The organism is Streptomyces pactum, assembly GCF_016031615.1.
Taxonomy (GTDB): Bacteria; Actinomycetota; Actinomycetes; order Streptomycetales; family Streptomycetaceae; genus Streptomyces; species Streptomyces pactus.
The window spans coordinates 5,334,141-5,353,033 of sequence record NZ_JACYXC010000001.1; the positions used below are offsets into that span (position 1 = coordinate 5,334,141).

Genomic DNA, 18,893 nt, shown 5'->3' on the forward strand with positions numbered 1-18,893 from the left:
GCCCCGGCGGGCGGACCGGCCGCCCGGCGCGCCACGGCGGGCCGGCGCGGCCCGGTGCGGAACCGGCCCCCCGTTCCGCCGTCCGGGTGGGCCCCGGTCCCGGCCCGTCCGGCATCCGGCGCCCGGCGGCTCCGTTCGGGTCCATTTCGTTTCCCCGCGGGACGGGTGGTCGTTGGACAGGCGTGAGACATGGATCAGGACCGGGGCCCTGGGCCGGCGTGGTGCGGACGGCCGTCCGGTCCGGGGCGCTCCTGCTGGCGCTCGCCGGATGCGGGATCGGCGGGTTCGGCGGTGACGACGCGCCGCGCTCGCCGAGGGACCTCATCCGCGTCACGCCGCACGACGGGGCCCGGTCGGTTCCGGCGGACGGACGGCTGGCGGTGACCGCGTCCGGCGGACGGCTGGAGCGGGTGCGGGTGACCCGGACCGACGGCGCCGGGGAGCGCGCCGCGGTCCCCGGCCGGCTGTCGGCCGACCGCCGCTCCTGGCGGCCCGCCGCCCGGCGCCTGGCGCTGGCCACCCGGTACCAGGTGCACGCGGTGGCGGTGGACGGCCGCGGCCGGCGCGCCGCCCGGCACACCACCTTCACCACCTTCGTGCCCGCCCACCGGTTCATCGGCTACTTCACCCCCGAGCACCGGACCACGGTGGGCACCGGGATGATCGTCTCGCTAACCTTCAACCGGCCGATCGCGGACCGGGCCGCGGTGGAGCGCGGGATCTCGGTCACCGCCCGGCCGGCCACCGAGATCGCCGCCCACTGGTTCGGCGACCGGCGCCTGGACTTCCGCCCCCGCACCTACTGGCGGCCCGGCACCGAGGTCACCATGCGGCTGCGGCTGCGTGACGTGCGGGCCGCCCCGGGGGTCTACGGGGTGCAGCACCGCACCGTCCGGTTCACCGTCGGACGCTCCCAGATCAGCACCGTGGACGCGGCGGCGCACACCATGACCGTGACGCGGGACGGCCGGCGGACCGCCGTGCTGCCGGTCACCACCGGCGCCGCCGGCCACGAGACCTGGAACGGCCGGATGGTGGTGATGGAGCGCCTGCCGGAGACCCGGATGGACGGTTCGACGGTCGGCTTCGGCGGCGAGTACGACATCGCGGACGTCCCGCACGCGCTGCGGCTGACCACCTCCGGGACGTTTCTGCACGGCAACTACTGGGCCGCCCCGGAGACCTTCGGGAGCGTCAACTCCACCCACGGCTGCGTCGGGCTGCGCGATGTGCGCGGCGGCAGCTCGCGGACCGCCGCCGGCTGGTTCTACGACCGCACCCTGATCGGTGACGTCGTGGAGGTGGTCAACTCCCGCGAGCGGCAGGTCGCCCCGGACAACGGGCTGGGCGGCTGGAACATGTCCTGGCCGAGCTGGCGGGCCGGCTCCGCCCTGCGCTGACCGCTGACCGCTGACCGGCGCACGGGGCCCCGCCGTCCGCCCTGCGCCCCGCCGTCCGCCCTCCGCCCCGCCGGCACCGGCCCCATCCCCGTCCCTCACCCCGCACCCGTCCGGACCGGCGGCCCGCCACCCCCGGCCCCTGCGCCCACCGGGCCCCCCGCCCTACGGGCCCCACGCGCCGCCCCGTGCCGCCCGGCCGGTCACCGTCCCCGGCCGCCCGCCGGGCCCACCCGTCCGTGGCACCTCCGTGGTCCGGCCGCTCCCGCCGTCGGGAGCGGCCCCGCACCTCCGCGAGACCTCGACGTCCCCGGCGCACCGGCCTGCGGTGCGCCGCCCGGCACGCCCCGGAGCGCGCCGCTGCTCCCGGGTGTGCCACCCCCGCGCCCCCTGGTGAGCGGTGTGCGCCGAGAGGTTTCCGCGAACCGCCTCGTCCCTCTCGATTCGCCCATCCCGTCCCACCGCTCCCACTTGGGACCGAACGGTGACATTCACCGGGAGTTCCCCGGGTAGGTGTTGTGGTTATCTATCGCCAGTCGCGCAAGCGCGCGAATGGGGGTGCCGCGGGTCGCGGGCCGTGCGGAGGGGAGAGAGCGGTAGTGAAGGCGCAGCGCATATCGGGGGTCCGGAGCCGCAGGAGGTTGTCCGCCCTGCTGCTGGGAGCGTTGCTGGCCGGCGTGGCGGCCTGCGGGGGCGGGGGATCGGACGACGACGGGAAGAAGAACGGCGAGCGGGGCCGGAGTGACGACAAGCCGTCCGAGGCGATCGTCGCCATCGCCCCGTCGGACGGCGCCGACGACGTGGCCACCAGCGGGGCGCTGAAGGTCACCGCCCGCAAGGGCAAGCTCACCTCGGTGAAGGTGGCCGACGGCAAGGGCCGCACCGTGGACGGCGAGATCTCCGCCGACGGCTCCAGCTGGGCGCCGGCGAGGCACCTGAGCGCCGCCACCGAGTACACCGTGGACGCGGTCGCCGAGGACTCCGAGGGGCGGGCGTCGGCCAAGCACGCGAGCTTCACCACCCTCGTCCCGAAGAACACCTTCGTCGGCTACTTCACCCCCGAGGACGGCAGCACGGTGGGCGTCGGCATGCCGGTCTCGCTGAGGTTCAGCCGCGGCATCACCGACCCGGAGGCGGTGGAGCGGGCGGTCAAGGTGACCGCCTCCCCGTCGGTGCCGGTCGAGGGCCACTGGTTCGGCAACGACCGGCTGGACTTCCGCCCGGAGAAGTACTGGAAGCCGGGCACCAAGGTCACCCTGGAACTCAACCTCGACGGCGTCGAGGGACGGCCCGGGGTCTACGGCAAGCAGACGAAGACGGTGAAGTTCACCATCGGTCGCAGCCAGGTCAGCACCGTGGACGCCAAGGCCAAGACGATGACGGTCGAGCGGGACGGCCGCACCGTCAAGACCATCCCGGTCACCACCGGCGCGCCGGGCACCGAGACCTACAACGGCCAGATGGTGATCAGCGAGAAGTTCCCGGTGACCCGGATGAACGGCGAGACCGTGGGCTTCGGCGGCGAGTACGACATCAAGGACGTGCCGCACGCGATGCGCCTGTCCACCTCGGGCACCTTCATCCACGGCAACTACTGGGCCGCCCCCTCCACCTTCGGCTCGGTGAACGCCAGCCACGGCTGCGTCGGCCTGCGCGACCTGCGCGGCGGCGGCGACAACGGCTCGCCGGGCGCCTGGTTCTACAAGGAGTCGATCCTCGGCGACGTGGTCGTGGTGAAGAACTCCGACGACACCACCATCCAGCCGGACAACGGCCTCAACGGCTGGAACATGTCCTGGGAGGAGTGGAAGGCCGACCGGTAACCGCTCCGGCCACCCGCACACGCCCCGGCCGGGCCCGGCACGCGGACACCTCCGCCGCCGGGCCCGGCCGGCTCCTTCCGGCCCCCGCTCCCGGGCGGCCCCCCGCCGCGCGACCGCCCCCGCCGACCCGCTCCCCGCCGTGCGACCGTCGCCCCCGCCTCCTCGCGGGCCGGCCGCCCCCGCGCACCCGCCGTCCCGCCCGCGCGACCGTCGTCCCTGCCCCTCCTCGCCTCTTCCACGGCCCTTCCACGGCCCCGGGCCCGCTGCCGCCGCCCGGTGAACGCGCGCTAACCTGCGCCCATGACTGTGACTCTTGAGGTGGCCGACGGCGTCGGCACCATCCGCCTGGACCGTCCGCCGATGAACGCCCTGGACATCGCCACCCAGGACCGCCTCCGCGAGCTGGCCGAGGAGGCCACCCGCCGCGAGGACGTGCGCGCGGTGGTCCTGTGGGGCGGCGAGAAGGTGTTCGCGGCCGGCGCGGACATCAAGGAAATGCAGGTCATGGACCATGCGGCGATGGTGGTCCGGTCCCGCGGCCTCCAGGACGCCTTCACCGCCGTCGCGCGCATCCCCAAGCCGGTGGTCGCCGCGATCACCGGCTACGCGCTGGGCGGCGGCTGCGAGCTGGCGCTCTGCGCCGACTACCGGATCGCCGCGGAGAACGCCAAGCTCGGCCAGCCGGAGATCCTGCTCGGCCTCATCCCGGGCGCCGGCGGCACCCAGCGGCTGTCCCGGCTGATCGGGCCCTCCCGGGCCAAGGACCTGATCTTCACCGGGCGCATGGTGAAGGCGGACGAGGCGCTCACCCTGGGACTGGTGGACCGGGTCGTCCCGGCGGAGGAGGTCTACGCCCAGGCGCACGCGTGGGCGGCGAAGCTCGCGCAGGGGCCGGCGCTGGCGCTGCGCGCCGCGAAGGAGGCGGTGGACGCCGGCCTGGAGACCGACATCGACACCGGTCTGGCCATCGAACGCACCTGGTTCGCCGGGCTGTTCGCCACCGAGGACCGGGAGACGGGGATGCGCAGCTTCGTGGAGGAGGGGCCGGGCAAGGCCAAGTTCCGCTGAACACAGGCGCGTTGAGGGCACGCGGGGGCGCACGGGGTGACCCGTTGGCGCCCCCGCGTGCCTCGTGCGGGGGAATTCCGTCCTCCGGCGATCGGTGCTCCCGCGGCCGGGTCCGGTACGCTTAGCGATCATCCGTACGCGTGGTGTCATGGCTGGTCGGGCGGTGTTTCCGGCCCGGTCGGGCCCGTTCGCGTACGTCGGATTCCGGTGGACGAGGGGCGTGGCCACGGTGCGGGTGAATCCCGTGGTTCCGCTCCGGAGGGCGGGTGGGACAGCCATCATGGGGGGGCATGGCGGGCTTGGAGGGAATGGAGCAGCCGCGGCAACGAGCGGTCACGCCACCGGCCCGGTGCGGGGCGCCGCCCGCCGAGGCGGAGGCGGTGCCCGAGGAGTTCGCCCGGTGGGGCGACCCGACGGCGGGGGAGGTGCGGCTGCCCTCCCGGCCGGAGTCGGCGGGCAGTGCGCGGCGGCTGACCGAGGCGGTCGCCCAGCGGCTGTGGCAGCTCTCTCCGGAGCTGACCGAGTACGCCGTGCTGCTGGTGTCCGAGCTGGTGGGCAACGCGGTGCGGCACACCGGGGCCCGCAGCGTCGGGCTGCGGATGCACCGGCGCCGGGGCTGGATCCGGGTGGAGGTGCGCGACCCCTCGCGGGGGCTGCCGTGCCTGATGCCGGTGCGTGAGATGGACACCACCGGCCGCGGCCTGTACCTGGTGAACAAGCTGTCCGACCGGTGGGGCGTCGACCTGCTGCCGCGCGGCAAGACCACCTGGTTCGAGATGCGGGTGACCGAGCGCTGATACGCGAAGAGGCCCCTGGAGCCGTCGGGATGTGACGGTGGCGGGGCCTCTTGTGCGTGCCCGGATCCAAGGGGGTGGTGATCCGTGGCGGATGACGACCGAGCCCGGGTCAAGGGGGTCGCGGGAACGACTATCGCAGACGGGATGCCCGGCTTTCAAAGTGAGATCCCATGTCTTACAGTCACCATTCGGACATTTCGCCGCTGAATCCAAGGTGAGATGTGCCACCCACCTCATTAATGGTTGGCGATCAACGAGTCCGGCTTATGTTTATGCGGTTACAGCAATATGTGCCGCATGTGTGGCCAACCTTGCGGCACGGTGTCGGGAGGTGCCCGGGAGGCGGTGGCCCGGGGGGTGTGCCACTGGTGTGGACCGCCCCGGGATTTCTTTCACCCCGGTGGGTGCTTGGCATGTCCCCGTCGAAAGTCCACTCTGGGGGTGACGCTACGCGCGTCATGTCCCGTTCGACATCACCGGGAGCCCCCCATGGAAGCCCACGGAACGGAAGCGCACCCCACCCCACCGGGCGGACCGCGACGCCCCGCCCCCTCCCCCCGCGGCCTGCTGCGCCGCGGGGCCGGCCTCGGCGCGGCGGCGTTCGGCCTCACCGCCGCCGACACCGCGTCCGCCGCCGGCCCCGCGTCCCCCGCGGGCCGGGTCGGCGCGGCCACCACCTACCCCACCACCCACTGGATTCCGGCCAGCACGGCCAACTACACCGTCTCCAGCCGGCCGACCTCGTACCCGATCGACTTCGTGATCGTGCACATCACCCAGGAGACCTTCCAGGACGCCATGCGCATCTTCCAGGACCCCGCGCGCAAGGTGTCCTCGCACTACATGGTCGCCTCGGCCGACGGCTACATCGGGCAGTTCGTGCGGGAGAAGGACATCGCCTGGCATGCCGGCAACTGGAACTACAACACCCGCAGCATCGGCATCGAGCACGAGGGCTGGGTGGACCGGCCCGAGTACTTCACCGACGCCATGTACCGGGCCTCCGCCCGGCTGACCGCCGCCATCTGCACCCGCTACCGCATCCCGCGGACCCGTACCCGCATCATCGGGCACTCCGAGGTGCCCGGGGCCACCCACACCGACCCCGGCCCGCTGTGGGACTGGAACCGCTACATGTCCCTGGTCAACTCCTACTGACCGCCGCCCCCGCCCGGTCCGGCGTGCCCCGACGGCTCTGCCGGACCGCCGGACCGGGTCGCTACGCTGTGCGGGTCCGACATGCACAACGAAGGGGTGGCCCAGTGACCGACATCGAGACGGCCAGGAAGACGTTCGAGCGCTTCGACGCCAACGGGGACGGCCTGATCTCCGCGGCCGAGTACAAGAGCCTCATGGCGCAGCTGGGGGACCCGTACGTCACGGAGACCGTCGCCCAGGCCGTGATCAACGCGCACGACGCCAACGGCGACGGCCTGCTGAACTTCGAGGAGTTCTGGGCCTCCCGCAACAAGAGCGCCCAGGCCTGAGCCGTCCCGGCCGGCGGCGACCGGGGCCCCGCCCCGCCGGCCCGCCGCCGGCCGGCGCCGCCGGGCGGGCCGGTGTATCAGCGCCAGCCGCGGCGCTGCGCGCTCGCCCGGCGCCGCCGGTCGTTGCAGAGCAGGCAGCGCCCGTAGCCCGGCGGCAGCGGGTCCTCCTTGTCCCCGTACAGCGGGTCCACGGCGCCGCGCGGATGCTCGGCGCACCCGGTGGCGCCGCGGTCGGCCCCCAGCGCGCTCGCCGCGGACAGCGCGCGGCGCAGCGCGTCGGTGAGCTGTTCGGCCTCATGGGCGGTGGGCGCCGCCTCCAGGGAGAACGCGATGTCCGAGGCGGTGCTGAGCGCGCTCTGGAGTTCGCGCAGGTCTGCGTAACTCATGACCCCGAGCCTAGGCGCACCCACCGACAACGGCCGCACCCGCCGGTGACGGCCGGGTCCGCCGGTGACGGCCGCACCCGCCGGTGACGGCCGGGCCTGCCGGCGAGCGCCGGGCCCACCGGTGACGGCCGGGTCCGCCTGGGATCGCCGGGTCCACCGGCGACGGCCGGACCTGCCGGCGACCGCCGGCCCACCGGTGCCGGCCCCGCCGCCCGGTGACGGGTCCGCCCCGGGCGGGACGTGCCCGCCGGACCACCGGCTCAGGGCCTGGCCCACTTCCGCAGCGCCGCCTTGTCGGCGAACGCCCCGACGTTCTTGTCGAGCGGCGTGTCGGTGTACTGGTGGAACCGCCACTTCGCCTTGATCCGGGGCTTGCCGGCGGTGACGTAATCGGCTATCCACAGCCCGTCGCCGGCGTACGAGGTGGTGTCGTGGTTCAGCCAGAACTGGCGGTTGCAGTACAGCAGCACGCGATGGGTCGGCCGCAGCCGCTTGACCTCGCGCAGGAACCGGTCCTTCTCCGCGTTGGTCGCCCGGGTGCCGTCGCCGGTGTTCTCCCAGTCCACGGCGAGCAGATCGCCCTCCTCGGAGGCGCACTCCTCGACGAAGTAGCGGGCCTGGGCGGCGATGTTGCCCGGCCACAGGAAGTGGTAGAAGCCCAGCACACAGCCGGCCTTGCGGGCCTTGCCGGCCTGCGCGGACTGCCGCGGGTTGATGTACGAGCGGCCCTCGGTCGCCTTGACGAAGACGAAGTCCACCCCGTCGGTGTCGAACGAGGACTGGTGGGAGCTGACGTCGATGCCGTGGAGCATGAGCGTGCCTTTCGGGTGGTGCGGTGGGGGGACGGAAAAGATGCGGGGGGTTTACACACAGCGTGCCCGGATATAGACGGTGTGCAACGTCGCAGTGCCGTGCGGCGCCCCGGGGGTCCCGCCCGCATCGGTTCCACGAAGTCTGCGTCGTTCCGGGGCCGTCGGGCGGCCGACCGGCGTAACGTGACGGGTCGCGACTGCCGCCCGCAGCAGGACGGCGGTCACTGCCCGCCCCTGACCAAGGACCAGCGATGACTGACTTACCGGCGGCGCTGACCGCGTGCCTGGCGCTGGGCGGTTTCGCCGCCGTTGCGCAGGCGCCGCTGCTGTGGCGGTCCCGCCGCCGCCTCACGCGGGCGCGGTCCGAACGCGACGCCGCGGCGGCCGAGGCGGAGCGGCTCACCGCCCGGCTGCGGGAGCTGACGGAGGAGACCCACCACCTGGCGGCGGCCCGGCTCCCCGCGCTGGTCAACCGGCTCCGCCACGACCACGTCCCGGTGCCCGGGCTGGCCCACCCGCACCTGCTGGGCAGTGAGACCGACCGCGACCACCGCGCGGTGCTCGACCTGGTCTCCCGGGCGGTCCTGGGGGAGCGGGAGCGGGTGGACGAGGCCGCGCAGGCCGTGCTCCGCGGCGCCACCCGGGCCATGCAGGCGCGCAGTTACCGGCTCCAGGACCGCCTCAACGCGATGCAGCACCGGTACGAGGACCCCGGCGTGATCCGGGACACGGTCGAACTCAGCCGCCTCAACGAGCAGATCCTGCGCCGGGTCCAGGCCACCGGGGTGGTCTGCGGGGCCACCGCCGGCCTCACCCGGGCCGACTCCCACCTGGGGGACGTGGTGGTGGGCGCCCAGTCCCGCATCGCCGGCGCGGAGCGGGTCCGGATCACCAGCCGGCTGACCGAACCCGTCGGCGTGGTGGCCCGGGCCGTCGAACCGGCCGCCATCGTCCTCGCCGAACTCCTCGCCAACGCCGTGCACCACTCGCACGGCACCCTGGAGGTCGACGTCAGCCTCCACCTCAGCGACACCGGCGCGGTCGTGGTGATCGACGACGCCGGGGTCGGCATGCACCCCGAGGAGGTCGCGTACGCGACCCGGATGGTCTCCGGCCGGCACCCGCTGCTCCTCACCGGGCTCGGCGACCCGCCGCGGCTGGGCTTCGCCGTCATCGGCAGGCTGGTGCGGCAGTTCGGGTTCGCCGTCTCGGTGGACAAGCCCGCCCCCTACGGCGGGGTCCGCGCCGTGGTGCACATCCCGCGGCGGCTGCTGACCCTGCTCGACGAGACCACCACCCCGATGTCGGTGGCCGCCCCGCTGCCGGGGCGGAGCGGCGCCGGGCACGGCCGCCCGCAGGAACCGGCGGCGCCCCGCCCCGGCGCCGCCTGGCCGGCCGCGCCGGAGCCGGTCCCCGGCCCGCGCACCCCGGCCGGCCCGGGCGGGCGGTCCGGCCCGCCCCCCGCCCCCCGGACCCCGACACCCCGGCCGGTCCCGGGATGCCGCTGGGCCCGCAGACCCCCGCCGGGCTGCCACGCCGCCGGCGCCGGGCCGGGACACCGGACGGGCCCCCGGACACCCCCGGCCGCCCGCCCCCCACCCGCACCCCGGAGGAGGCCGGTGCCCTGTGGGGCTCGTTCCAGCGCGGCACCGCCTCCGGACGGGCCGCCGGCGCCGCCCGCCCCGGGCCGCAGGGCCCGCGGCTGCGGCCGGACCCCCGGCAGCCGGACGCCTGGCCCGCGCGCGGGCCGCACCGCGACGGGCCGGACCGCCGCGGCCACCGGGAGGACCGCCGTCCCGGCCCCGGCCCGGCCCCCCACGCCCGGCAGGACGGCGCGTACGGGCAGGCCGAACGGCACCCGCAGGACGACCTGTACCGGCAGGACGACGCGTACCGCCTGACGGACCCGTTCCGACAGGACACCCCGTACCGGCAGGACGGCGCGTACGGGCAGGTCGAACGGCACCGGCAGGACGACCCGTACGGGCAGGACGAACGGCACCGGCAGGACCGTCAGGATCACCACCGCCAGGAAGGGGACCCCGCCCCATGACCGCTCCCCAGCGCACCGTCCCGAACGACATGTCCTGGGTCCTCGACCCGCTGCTGACCCTCCCGGGCGTACGGCACGGGGTGGTCCTCACCGCGGACGGCATGGTGACGGGCGCCTCCCCGGAACTGCGCCGGGAGGCGGCGGAGGGCACCGCGGCGATGATGTCCGCCCTCCAGGGGGCGGCCCGGGCGGTGGCGCGGGAACTCTCCGGCGAGCCGGGCACCCGGGTGGAGCAGGTGGTCCTCGCCACCGACAACGGCGTGGTCTTCGCGGTGCCCGCCGGTGAGGACACCGTGCTGGCGCTCTTCGCCGACACCAGCTGCGAGATGGCCGCCCTGACGCACCGGGTGCAGCTCCAGGTCGCCGCGCTGGCCACCTGGGCGGCGGCCCCCCGGCAGCACCGCGGCAGCGGCATCCGCGGCTCATGACCCCGGCCCGGCAGACCAGACCCCTGGTCCCGGCGTACATGGCCCTCGGCGGGCGCGCCGAACCGGGCCGCAACACCCTCGATTCCGTCTCGCTGCTCAGCGCCGCGGTCGACCGGGTGCCGCCGGGGCTGGACCCGGCGCGCCACCGCATCGTGGAACTGCTGTGCGGCGGACCGCTGTCGCTGGCCGAGGTGGCCGCCCACGTCCGGCTGCCGGTCGGGGTGGTCAAGGTGCTCGTCTCGGACCTGATCGACGAGGGCCGCCTCCGGGCCCGGGCCCCGGTGCCCCGGGCCGAACAGCTCGACGCGCACTTACTGGAGAGGGTGCTCAGTGGACTCCGCGCGATACAGGGCGAATGACGGCGCCCACGCGGCGGCCGGCCGGTCCGGCACCCCGGCGGGGCCGGCGTACCACCGCGTCCCGCGCCCGGTCCCGCTGTACGGCGCGGAGTTCGCCGCCGACCCGCGGGCGGTGTACGCCCGGCTGCGCCGGTACGGGCAGGTCGCCCCGGTGGAGATCGCGCCCGGCGTCGGCGCGCACCTGGTGGTGGGCTACCGGGCGGCCCTGGACCTGCTCCACGACACCGAGACCTGGAGCAAGGACCCGCGCGCCTGGCAGGCCACCGTGCCCCCGGACTGCCCGGTGCTGCCGCTGCTGGGCTGGCGGCCCAACCCGATGTACAACGACGGGGAGGCGCACCGCCGTTACCGACGGGTGGTCACCGACACCCTCGGCATGATCGGGCCGCACGCGCTGCGCGCCCGGACCCGGTCCGCCGCCGACGCGCTGATCCGGCGGTTCGCCGCCGCCGGCACCGCCGACCTGGTCGCCGACTACGCGCGCGACCTCCCGCTGATGCTGTTCAACCAGCTCTTCGGGGTGCCCGAGGAGGACCACGACCGGCTGGTGGCGCCGCTCGCCGCCCTGCTGGAGGCGTCCGGCCCGCGGGCGGCGGGCCGGGCGGGTGATGCGGTCACGCGGTACGTCGGCGAACTCGTCAACCGCAAGGTGCGGGAACCGGGCGACGACCTGACCTCGTGGTTCCTCGCCCACCCGGCCCGGCTCACCACCGAGGAGGTGGTCCACCACGTCGCCCTCGCCCTGGGGGCCGGGATCGAGCCGGTCACCAACCTCATCTCCAACGCGCTGTCCCGGATGCTCGGCGACGACCGCTACTACAGCACGCTGGCCGGGGGCGCGCTGACCGCCTGGGACGCGGTCCACGACGTGCTCCGTGAGGAGCCGCCCATCGCCAACCTCGGCGCCCACTTCCCGCGCCGCGCGGTGGAGTTCCACGGGGTCCGCATCACCCCCGGTGAACTGGTGCTCATCTCCTACGGCGCGGCCAACACCACCCCGGACGGGCTGCCGCCGGGCCCCCGCTCCGACGGCGGCGCGCACCTGGCCTGGTCCGCCGGCCCGCACGCCTGCCCGGCGCGCGGACCGGCGCTGCTGATCGCCACCACCGCGATCGAGCAGCTCACCGGCCAGCTGTGCGACCTGGCACTCGCCGTGCCCCGGGACCGGCTGGCGTGGCGCCCCGGCCCCTTCCACACCGCCCTGGCCCACCTGCCGGTACGGTTCACCCCGGTCCGGGACACGCCCGCCTCCGCCTCCGCCCCGCGCGGCGGCCTCCGCCCGGCCCCGCCGCACCGCCTCTGACCCCGCGCCCGGCCGGACAACCGCGTCCGGGGCGGCCGGGCCACCGGCGCCGCCGGGGCACGGCCGGGCGCTCCGTCACCCCGCCCGGCAGGGCTGCTTGGCATGGCCGCGACGACGTAACTCGTCACCGTCCGGCTGTGCGGGCCACACCGGACGGACACCGCGACGTACCGGACCGCGCCGAAGCTGGTGGTGGCCTTCACGCACGGCACCTCCTTCGAACGGAGTCCCCGGATGCCCTCGCTGTCCACCTCCGACGCCTCGGCGGCCACCACCAGCACGTACGTCACCTCCATCGCGGACACCCAGGAACAGATCCACGCCGCCCAGCGGCTGCGGTACCAGGTCTTCGGGCAGGAGCTGGGGGCGCGGCTGCGGCCCACCGCCGACGGCCGTGACGTGGACGAGTTCGACGACGTCATGGACCACCTCATCGTCTCCGACACCGCCACCGGTGAGGTGGTCGGCACCTACCGGCTGCTCCCGCCCGGCCGCGGCGACCGGCTCTTCTCCGACACCGAGTTCGACCTGAGCGGCCTGCCGGCCGAGGTCCGGTCCCAGATGGTCGAGGCCGGCCGGGCCTGCGTCCATCCGGACCACCGCTCGGGCGCGGTGATCAACCTCATGTGGGCGGGTCTGGCCCGCTACGTGCTGCTCTCCGGCCACCGCTACCTGGCCGGCTGCGCCTCGGTGCCGCTCGCCGACGGCGGCCGGGCCGCGGCCGACGCGTGGCTGCTGGGCACCGGCAAGCACGCCGCCCCGCCCGGGATACGGGTCCGGCCGCTGGACCCGTGGACCCCCGACCGCCCGCTCACCGCCCGGCCCGGTTACGCGTCGCTGCCGCCGCTGCTCCGCGGCTACCTGCGGGTCGGCGCCTGGCTGTGCGGACCGCCGCAGCACGAACGGGACTTCGGCGACGCCGACTTCTTCGTGCTCCTCGACACCGAGCGGATCGGCGACCGCTACCGGCGCTTCTTCCTGGGCGACGCGGGATGAGCACCGGCCGGGCAGCACAGCGGGCCGGGCGGCGGACGCCCGGCCCCGGCGGCGCGGCCGGCCGGCCCAACGTCTGGGCCGCCCGGTCCCCCTGCGACCCGCGCTGCGTCGCCGCCGACGCCGCCCGGGTCCCGGCCGCCCGGGCGCTGCGCCGCACCGCCGCCTTCGGCGCGGTGGTGGCCGGCGCGTTCGCCGACTCCGGCCGGCTGGGCGACCCCGAGGTGCTGCGGGCCCGCGCCCAGGACGTGCTGGACGCCCTCGGCGTCACCCTGGACCGGCGCGGCGGCGCGCTCAGCGCACCGGGTCCCACCGGAACCCTGATCGTCGCCAACCACATCTCCTGGCTGGACATCGTCGCCCTGCTCGCGGTGGAGCCGGTCACCATGCTCGCCAAGCGGCAGGTCGGCCAGTGGCCGCTGGTCGGGACGCTGGTGCGGAGGGCCGGCACCCTCTTCATCGACCGCGACAGCCTGCGCGAACTGCCCGCCACCGTCGCCCGGATCGCCGGCCTGCTCCGGGCCGGCCGCTCGGTGATGGTCTTCCCGCAGGGCGTCACCTGGTGCCAGGGCACCGGCGGCCCGTTCCGCCGGGCCACCTTCCAGGCGGCGCTCGACGCCGGGGCCCCGGTCCGCCCGGTGACCCTCGACTACTTCCAGCGGCGCCGGCCCACCACGGTGGCCGCGTTCGTCGGCGACGACGACTTCGCCGGCTCGCTGCGGCGGGTGGTGCGCGCCGCCGACCTGAGCGTACGGGTCACCGTGCACGGCGCCGTCCTGCCGGTGCCCGGCACCGACGACCGGCGCGGCCTGGCCGCCCGCGCCCGGGCCGCCGTCGCCGGCGCCCCCGGATTCGCTACCCCCGTACCCCGCGCCCACGGTCCCGGCGCCCACGGTCCCGGCGCCCGGGAGACCGGCGCGTTCGGCCCCGCTTTCCCGGCCGTGGTCCCGCCGGCCGGCCGGTAATCCCGGGCCCGCGGTCCCGGCGGGACGCCGGCGTGGCGGCTGCCGGACGCACCGGTTCGGCGCACGACGCACGACGCCGACGACCCCGGCCGCGCGGGCCGCACGCCCTCGGCCGGGCCACCTCGGCCGCACGACCCCGGTCACGGGCCGCACGCGACCGGGCCGAGGGCTTCGCCGTCACCCCGGCTGCCGCCCGGGGTGGTCCGGTCCCGGTCGCGCCAACGGGACCGGACCACCCGGCCCCGGCCGGTGCGCGGTCCGACCGGCTCGCCGCCGACGCCTTCCGCGGCCTGCCGGCCCCCGCGTCCCGCTCGGCGGGACCCCCGCGTTGCAGCCGCAACCCGTTCGGCGCCGGCCGCCCCGGCCCGCGCCCGTGCGCGCTTCTCATGCGCCGACTCCCGTGCGCGCTCCCCGTGCGCCGGCGGACCCGTTGGCGCCCACGGTCCCGGCCCCGGCTCCGACCGCGGCCAGGCGAAAATCCCAGGGAAACTCCCGTGCCGGTACGTCCCGTCGGACCCCGTCACGGGAGACCTTCTCGCTCCGCGCCCTCCCGGGTGCGACCGCCGCGCAGCGCCCCGGCCCTGAACGCCGCCCAGCGGCCCCCTCACGCGGCGGTCACCGACGTACCGCCTGCGCACCGGGCCCGAGACTCCCCGTGCACTCGGCACCCGGCCCGCCCGGCCGTCGGCTCACCCAACACGCCCGGGGCCCCGCCCGCCCGGCCGTCCGTCCGCGGCCCACTGCGACCACCCCCGCCCGTCCGCCGGCCCGCTGCGAACCACCCCGCCCGTCCGTCGGCCCACCGCGCCCGGCCCGCCCGGGCCCGTAGGTCCCTCCGGCCCTCCGACCGGCCGCACCCGATCGCCGCCAACCACCCCCCTTTCATACCCCCTGGGGGTACTGCTATCTTCGTCGAGCAGATACCCCCCAGGGGTACCCAGGGAAGGGAAGGAACCATGTCCGTACCTGTCGATCCGCGTCGCTGGTGGGCCCTGTCGGTGCTCGCCGTGGCGCAGTTCATGGTGATCATGGACACCTCGATCATCGGGGTGGCGCTGCCGGAGATGCAGGAGGACCTGGGCTTCTCCCAGGGCGACCTGCAGTGGGTGTTCAACGCGTACGTCATCGCCTTCGGCGGTCTGCTGCTCCTCGGCGGGCGGCTGTCCGACCTGCTGGGCGCGCGCCGGGTGTTCACCGGCGGCTGGGTGGTGCTGATCGCCGGTTCGGTGGTGGCCGCGGCGGCCCAGACCGCGTGGGTCGAGGTGCTCGGCCGGGCCGTGCAGGGGGTCGGCGGCGCCCTCATCGCCCCCGCGTCGATGACCCTGCTGATGATGCTCTTCAGCCACGACCCCCGGGAACTGGGGAAGGCCATGGCGCTCTACGGCGCCGCGGCGCCGGCCGGCGGCACGGCCGGGGTGTTCCTGGGCGGCGTGTTCACCGAGTGGATGAGCTGGCCGTGGGTCTTCATCATCTACGTGCCCATCGGCGTGGCCACCCTGCTGGCGACCGGGCTGCTGCCCGCCGTTGAACCCCGCCGCGGCGGCGTGGACGTGCTCGGTGCCACCGCGGTCACCGCCGGGCTGGCCCTCGCCGTCTTCGCCGTGGTCCGGGCGCCCGAGGTCGGCTGGGGGGCGACCGAGACGGTGCTCGAACTCGCCGGCGCCACTCTGCTGCTGGTGGTGTTCTTCCTGCTCCAGCGGTCGCTCCGGGCGCCGCTGATGCCGCCGGCGGTGTGGCGCACCCCGGGCCTGGGCGTGTCCAACCTGGCGATGACGCTGCTGGGGGCCGCCTGGATCCCGATGTGGTACTTCCTCAACCTCTACCTGCAGCAGGTCCTGGGCTACGGGTCGTTCGCCAGCGGCGCCGCGCTGCTGCCGATGACCGTGCTGCTGATGATCTTCATGACCACCATCACGGCGCGGCTGCTCGGTCGCCTGGGAGCCAAGCCGCTGATCGTCGGCGGGCTGGCCGCCCTCGCGCTGGGGCTGGTGTGGCTGTCGGCGGTCGAGCCGACCGGCACGTTCCTGGTGGACGTCCTGCCCGCCTCGCTGGTCGCCGCGCTCGGCATGTCGCTGGCCTACATCCCCGCCATGATGGCGGCGATCTCCGGGGTGCCGCAGGAGCAGGCGGGTCTGGCCTCCGGCATCGTCAACACCACCTACCAGGTCGGCTCCGCGCTCGGCCTGGCCGCCCTCACCGCCCTGGCCACCTCGCAGGGCGCGGGGGAGCTCGGCAACCTGCCCGCGCTGACCGACGGATTCAGCGCCGCGTTCCTCGCCGCGGCGGCCGTCGCCGGGGCCGGTGCGCTGCTCACCCTGGTCCTGATGCGCGGCGGCCGGCCCGGCGGGGCGCCGGCCGGGGAACCGGCCGGCCCGGCGCGCGACGCGTCCGCGCGCGCCTAGGCGCGCGACGCGTCCGCGCGCGCCTAGGCGTGCCGCCCCGGGCCGCCGGTGACCCGCCCGCCGGGCGGGTGAACGGGTGAGGGCCTCCTGGGTCCGGCGTGGACCGCGACATCCACGCCCGGCCGCGGGAGGCCCTCGTGTCCCGCCGCCCCACCGCGCTCCCGTGCGGGGCTCCGGGGAACGACGCCGGGGAACGACGCCGGGGAACGGCTCAGAAGCGGTCCGCGTGCTCGGCCACCCACTCGGCGAACGTACGCGCCGGACGGCCGGTCACCCGCTCGACGGTGTCGACCACCGTCGTGGCGTCCTCGGGGGGAGCGGCGTACCAGCCGATGACGTACTCGGCGTCCGCCCGGGACACGCCGGTGGCCATCAGCCGTTCCACGGCCTGCTCGTGGGTGATCGGGACGAAGGCGATGTCGCGGCCGATCGTCCGGGAAAGAACGGCGATCCGCTCACGCGAGGTCAGCGACTCCGGCCCGGTGAGGTTGTAGGCGCGCCCCGCGTGGCCGTCGTCGAGGAGCGCGACCGCGGCCACCGCCCCTATGTCCGCCTCGTGGACCAGCGCGCTGGGGAAGTCGTACGGCTCCCGCACGACCCCTTCCGCCCGGATCGAATCGATCCAGGTCAGCGTGTTGCTCATGAACTCCTGCGGTTCCAGGCGGGTCCACTCCACACCCGAGTCCGCCACCGCCTGCTCGACCGGCCCCACAAAGCCGCCCCACACCACGGTGATGCGCCGCACCCCGGCGTCCACCGCCCGCCGCACCAGCTCGGGCCCGGCCTCGGCGAGCCCCGCCGTCACCGTGATGTGCAGCCGGCTGACGCCGTCGAGTGCGGCGTGCAGCGTCTCCGGCGCCGTGTGCGTGCCGGTCACCAGCTCCACCCCGGCCGGGAGGAGTCCGGCGGCCCTGGCCGGGTCCCGGGTCAGCGCCCGGACCGGCTCGCCCCGGTCGGCCAGTTCCCTCACCACGTGCCGGCCGGTGTTCCCGGTGGCGCCCGTGACCAGTGTCGTCATCGCGTGCTCCCTTCGTCGGCCACGACGCTAGGAGCTCAACCGCACTTGAGGTCAAGAAGGTCCGCCGGCCACGGCCGACCGCCCCGCCGCACGCCCGGGACCGCCCCTGCCGCCCCGGCCCGCGGGCGGCGGAACGCCGGGCCGCGTCCGGCCCGCGACCGCGGGCCGGACGCGGCGGGTCAGCACTCGATGACGTTGACCGCGAGCCCGCCGCGCGCGGTCTCCTTGTACTTGACCTTCATGTCGGCGCCGGTCTCCTTCATGGTCTTGATGACCTTGTCCAGGGAGACGTGGTGGCGGCCGTCGCCGCGCAGCGCCATCCGGGCGGCGGTGACCGCCTTGACCGCGGCCATGCCGTTCCGCTCGATGCACGGGATCTGCACCAGGCCGCCCACCGGGTCGCAGGTCAGGCCCAGGTTGTGCTCCATGCCGATCTCGGCGGCGTTCTCCACCTGCTCGGTGGAGCCGCCGAGCACCTCGGCCAGTCCGCCGGCCGCCATCGAGCAGGCCGAACCGACCTCGCCCTGGCAGCCGACCTCGGCCCCGGAGATGGAGGCGTTCTCCTTGAACAGCATGCCGATGGCGCCGGCCGCCAGCAGGAAGCGGACCACGCCGTCCTCGTCCGCGCCGGGCACGAAGTTCAGGTAGTAGTGGAGGACGGCCGGGATGATGCCGGCCGCGCCGTTGGTGGGGGCGGTGACCACCCGGCCGCCGGCGGCGTTCTCCTCGTTCACGGCCATCGCGTAGAGCGTGACCCACTCCATGGCGCGCGCCCCGGCGTCCCCCTCGGCGCGCAGCTGGCGGGCGGAGACGGCGGCGCGGCGGCGGACCTTCAGGCCGCCGGGCAGGATGCCCTCCCGGGACATGCCCCGCTCCACGCACGCCCGCATGACCTGCCAGATCTCCAGCAGCCCGGCGCGGATCTCCTCCTCGGTGCGCCACGCCTTCTCGTTCTCCAGCATCAGCGCGGAGATCGACAGGCCGGTCTCCCGGGACAGCCGCAGCAGCTCGTCACCGGTCCGGAACGGGTACCGCAGCACCGTGTCGTCGAGCTTGATCCGGTCCTCGCCGACCGCGTCCTCGTCCACCACGAAACCGCCGCCGACCGAGTAGTAGGTCTTCTCCAGCAGCGGCACCCCCTCGGCGTCGTAGGCGAAGAGCGTCATGCCGTTGGCGTGGTAGGGCAGCGCGCGGCGGCGGTGCAGCACCAGCTGGGTCGGCTCGTCGAAGTCGATCTCGTGGGCGGTGCCGATCTCCGCGCCCAGCAGCCGCAGCCGCCGGGTGGTCCGGATGCGCTCCACCTGGTCGTCGGCGGTCTCCACGTCCACCGTGCGCGGGGAGTGCCCCTCCAGGCCCAGCAGGACCGCCTTGGGGGTGCCGTGGCCGTGGCCGGTGGCGCCCAGCGAGCCGAACAGTTCGGCGCGGACCGAGGCGGTCTGCGCCAGCAGTCCGTCCTTCTTCAGCCGGCTGACGAACATCCGGGCCGCGCGCATCGGGCCGACCGTGTGCGAGCTGGACGGTCCTATGCCGATCGAGAAGAGATCGAAGACGGAAATGGCCACGGTTGCGGACCCCTTTGTCTGCTGGTGGTCGGTGGTGCTC

General features: G+C 75.3%; 17 protein-coding genes. 13 read left to right on the plus strand and 4 right to left on the minus strand.

Annotation, left to right across the window (positions count from 1 at the left end; genetic code table 11):
* Positions 1-182: 182 nt before the first annotated feature.
* The 6 genes from IHE55_RS20990 (at position 183) to IHE55_RS21015 (ending at position 6,572) form a co-directional block, all read left to right on the plus strand.
* On the plus strand, positions 183-1,400 hold the full coding sequence (locus IHE55_RS20990) for a L,D-transpeptidase (RefSeq protein WP_197990429.1): 1,218 nt from the start codon (positions 183-185) through the stop codon (positions 1,398-1,400).
* 638 nt (positions 1,401-2,038) lie between these two features.
* A complete protein-coding gene (locus IHE55_RS20995; RefSeq protein ID WP_232265650.1) occupies positions 2,039-3,220 on the plus strand; it encodes a L,D-transpeptidase in 1,182 nt (393 codons plus the stop codon).
* A 300-nt stretch (positions 3,221-3,520) separates the two neighbouring features.
* Entirely contained in the window at positions 3,521-4,288 is a 768-nt protein-coding gene (locus IHE55_RS21000; protein ID WP_197990431.1) for an enoyl-CoA hydratase/isomerase family protein, read from the plus strand.
* 290 nt (positions 4,289-4,578) lie between these two features.
* Complete coding sequence (locus IHE55_RS21005) at positions 4,579-5,085, plus strand: ATP-binding protein (RefSeq protein WP_197990432.1); 507 nt, start codon at positions 4,579-4,581, stop codon at positions 5,083-5,085.
* A gap of 489 nt (positions 5,086-5,574) precedes the next feature.
* On the plus strand, positions 5,575-6,243 hold the full coding sequence (locus tag IHE55_RS21010) for an N-acetylmuramoyl-L-alanine amidase (protein WP_197990433.1): 669 nt from the start codon (positions 5,575-5,577) through the stop codon (positions 6,241-6,243).
* Between the two features lie 104 nt (positions 6,244-6,347).
* Entirely contained in the window at positions 6,348-6,572 is a 225-nt protein-coding gene (locus IHE55_RS21015; protein WP_197990434.1) for an EF-hand domain-containing protein, read from the plus strand.
* 77 nt (positions 6,573-6,649) lie between these two features.
* Here the strand turns inward: IHE55_RS21015 and IHE55_RS21020 are convergent, their stop codons facing one another.
* Together IHE55_RS21020 and IHE55_RS21025 are read right to left on the minus strand one after the other, a co-directional pair.
* Complete coding sequence (locus IHE55_RS21020) at positions 6,650-6,958, minus strand: hypothetical protein (RefSeq protein ID WP_197990435.1); 309 nt, start codon at positions 6,956-6,958, stop codon at positions 6,650-6,652.
* A 260-nt stretch (positions 6,959-7,218) separates the two neighbouring features.
* Positions 7,219-7,770 (minus strand): glycoside hydrolase family 25 protein, encoded by a 552-nt coding sequence (locus IHE55_RS21025; protein WP_197990436.1) that lies wholly within the window; start codon positions 7,768-7,770, stop codon positions 7,219-7,221.
* A gap of 251 nt (positions 7,771-8,021) precedes the next feature.
* On the opposite strand from IHE55_RS21025, the gene IHE55_RS21030 reads away from it, so the two are divergent.
* The 7 genes from IHE55_RS21030 to IHE55_RS21060 all read left to right on the plus strand — a co-directional run bounded on the left by IHE55_RS21030 (position 8,022) and on the right by IHE55_RS21060 (position 16,273).
* On the plus strand, positions 8,022-9,671 hold the full coding sequence (locus IHE55_RS21030; RefSeq protein WP_197990437.1) for a sensor histidine kinase: 1,650 nt from the start codon (positions 8,022-8,024) through the stop codon (positions 9,669-9,671).
* A 148-nt stretch (positions 9,672-9,819) separates the two neighbouring features.
* On the plus strand, positions 9,820-10,251 hold the full coding sequence (locus IHE55_RS21035; RefSeq protein ID WP_197990438.1) for a roadblock/LC7 domain-containing protein: 432 nt from the start codon (positions 9,820-9,822) through the stop codon (positions 10,249-10,251).
* A complete protein-coding gene (locus IHE55_RS21040) occupies positions 10,248-10,610 on the plus strand; it encodes a DUF742 domain-containing protein (RefSeq protein WP_197990439.1) in 363 nt (120 codons plus the stop codon). Before IHE55_RS21035 ends, IHE55_RS21040 begins: the two co-directional genes overlap by 4 nt.
* Entirely contained in the window at positions 10,582-11,913 is a 1,332-nt protein-coding gene (locus IHE55_RS21045; protein WP_197990440.1) for a cytochrome P450 family protein, read from the plus strand. The genes IHE55_RS21040 and IHE55_RS21045 overlap by 29 nt, the downstream gene beginning before the upstream one ends.
* Positions 11,914-12,147: 234 nt before the next feature.
* Positions 12,148-12,909, plus strand: a complete 762-nt coding sequence (locus IHE55_RS21050; RefSeq protein ID WP_197992145.1) for a GNAT family N-acetyltransferase — start codon at positions 12,148-12,150, stop codon at positions 12,907-12,909.
* A complete protein-coding gene (locus IHE55_RS21055; protein ID WP_197990441.1) occupies positions 12,906-13,871 on the plus strand; it encodes a lysophospholipid acyltransferase family protein in 966 nt (321 codons plus the stop codon). The genes IHE55_RS21050 and IHE55_RS21055 overlap by 4 nt, the downstream gene beginning before the upstream one ends.
* A gap of 956 nt (positions 13,872-14,827) precedes the next feature.
* Positions 14,828-16,273 carry an MFS transporter gene (locus IHE55_RS21060; RefSeq protein ID WP_197990442.1) on the plus strand — a complete coding sequence of 482 codons (1,446 nt, stop codon included), beginning with the start codon at positions 14,828-14,830 and terminating at the stop codon, positions 16,271-16,273.
* 211 nt (positions 16,274-16,484) lie between these two features.
* Here IHE55_RS21060 and IHE55_RS21065 read toward each other — a convergent pair whose 3' ends face one another.
* Positions 16,485-17,291, minus strand: coding sequence for an NmrA family NAD(P)-binding protein (locus tag IHE55_RS21065; protein WP_197990443.1), 807 nt, complete (start codon positions 17,289-17,291; stop codon positions 16,485-16,487).
* Between the two features lie 179 nt (positions 17,292-17,470).
* Positions 17,471-18,853, minus strand: a complete 1,383-nt coding sequence (locus tag IHE55_RS21070) for an L-serine ammonia-lyase (RefSeq protein ID WP_197990444.1) — start codon at positions 18,851-18,853, stop codon at positions 17,471-17,473.
* Positions 18,854-18,893 lie beyond the last annotated feature (40 nt).